At 67.5% G+C, this 1,469-nt stretch carries 4 protein-coding genes; all 4 read left to right on the top strand.

Annotated features, from left to right (window positions below; all coding sequences use genetic code 11):
- The first annotated feature begins 158 nt into the window (after positions 1 to 158).
- Complete coding sequence (locus JCM19049_RS14035; RefSeq protein WP_054821890.1) at positions 159 to 482, top strand: hypothetical protein; 324 nt, start codon at positions 159 to 161, stop codon at positions 480 to 482.
- A complete protein-coding gene (locus JCM19049_RS14040) occupies positions 433 to 771 on the top strand; it encodes a hypothetical protein (RefSeq protein ID WP_054821891.1) in 339 nt (112 codons plus the stop codon). Before JCM19049_RS14035 ends, JCM19049_RS14040 begins: the two co-directional genes overlap by 50 nt.
- Before the next feature lie 76 nt (positions 772 to 847).
- Positions 848 to 1,192 (top strand): hypothetical protein, encoded by a 345-nt coding sequence (locus JCM19049_RS14045; protein WP_054821892.1) that lies wholly within the window; start codon positions 848 to 850, stop codon positions 1,190 to 1,192.
- Positions 1,193 to 1,307: 115 nt separating this feature from the next.
- Positions 1,308 to 1,469, top strand: a 162-nt coding sequence (locus JCM19049_RS14050) for a DeoR family transcriptional regulator (protein ID WP_279403259.1), incomplete at its 3' end; no start/stop codon positions are given.

Consider the following 1,469-nt stretch of genomic DNA (forward strand, 5'->3'; position numbering starts at 1 on the left):
TACCAGGTGCGCCAGCTCGGCGGCGGTCCGTGCAGCTCTCCAGCGTCGCCACGGCCACCTCGCTCGGCTGATTGGCTGGTGCTGCTGGGCGGGATCACTGCCGACAGGTACTCCTGCCGCAAGATCCTGCTGCTGGTGGAACCGCCTCACTGCTGGTGATGAGCGCCACGGCGGCGCTGGCCCTGACCCACAGCCTGCAGCTGTGGCACCTGGTGCTGGCCGGATTCCTCTCCGGGGCCGGGGCCGCGTTCTTCTATCCGGCCTACTCGGCACTGCTGCCGCGAATGCTGCCGGCCGCCGAGCTGCTGGCGGCCAACGGCATCGAGGGCACGGTGCGCCCGGTGGTGCAGACCGCGCTGGTCCATTGGCGGCCGGGGTGCTGGTGGCCTCGGTTTCCCCGCCCACGCGATTGCCGGGATTTCGGTAACCCACGTGGCGGCCCTGCTGACCCTGCGCCGCATTTCCCATGCCCCGGCCTATGACCGGCCCGCCGATGGCAGCGGGCAGCAGGCCGGGGGCGGCATCATCCACCAGCTGCGGGAGGGCGTGGGCTACACGGTGGGCACCCCGTGGCTGCGCTGGACCCTGCTGTTCGCGGTAGTTGCGGTCTTCACGTTCATTGGGCCCTTCGAAGTACTGCTGCCCTTCGAGGTCAGCGACCGGCTGGGCGGGGACGCGACGGACTTCGCCTCCGCACTGGCCGCCTACGGCGTGGGCTGCGCCCTGGGTCAATGGCCACCGCCACGCTGCGCATGCCCCGGCGCTACCTGAGCATCATGATGGCCTGCTGGGGTTTTGGCTCCCTGCCGCTGGTTGCCGTGGGCTTCGTCCCGGCCTGTGGTGCCTGGTGATCCTGCTGTTCATCGTGGGGCTGACCGACGGGATTGGGCAGGTCACCTGGGGCACGCTGCTGCAGCGGCGGGTGCCGGCGCACCTGCTCGGCAGGATTTCCAGCCTGGACTTCTTCGTCTCCCTGGCCCTGATGCCGGTCTCTATGGCTGTCACCGGACCGCTGAGCCAGCTCGTTGCGCCGCGGGAGATCTTCATCTTCGCGGGCCTGGCCTCCCCGGTCTTTGCCGTCATCGCCTGGTGGTGCGGCCGCTTCTGGCGGGACGAAATCGCCCACCCGCTGGACGAGGGCGCCCCGCAGCCAGTGGCCCCGCAGCGAATAAGAGCCCCAAAGCACAGATAAGCAAACATAACGCCAACTTTTAGCCCCCAAATGTCTTGACGATGCCACACAAACAGGCATAAAGTCATACAAACACAGATCCCTGTGGGTCAGCTCACGCACACGGGAGGCAGGAATGTTCGCCGAAGAGAGACACCGGCTCATCACCGAAGCGGTGGAAACACACGGGAAGGTCTCCGTCGCGGAACTCTCCGAACGTTTTGCCATCACCCGTGAAACCGTCCGGCGGGATTTGGCGCTGCTGGAAACCGACGGCCTGCTGCGCCGGGTGCACGGC

The sequence above is a fragment of the Arthrobacter sp. JCM 19049 genome, from assembly GCF_001310435.1.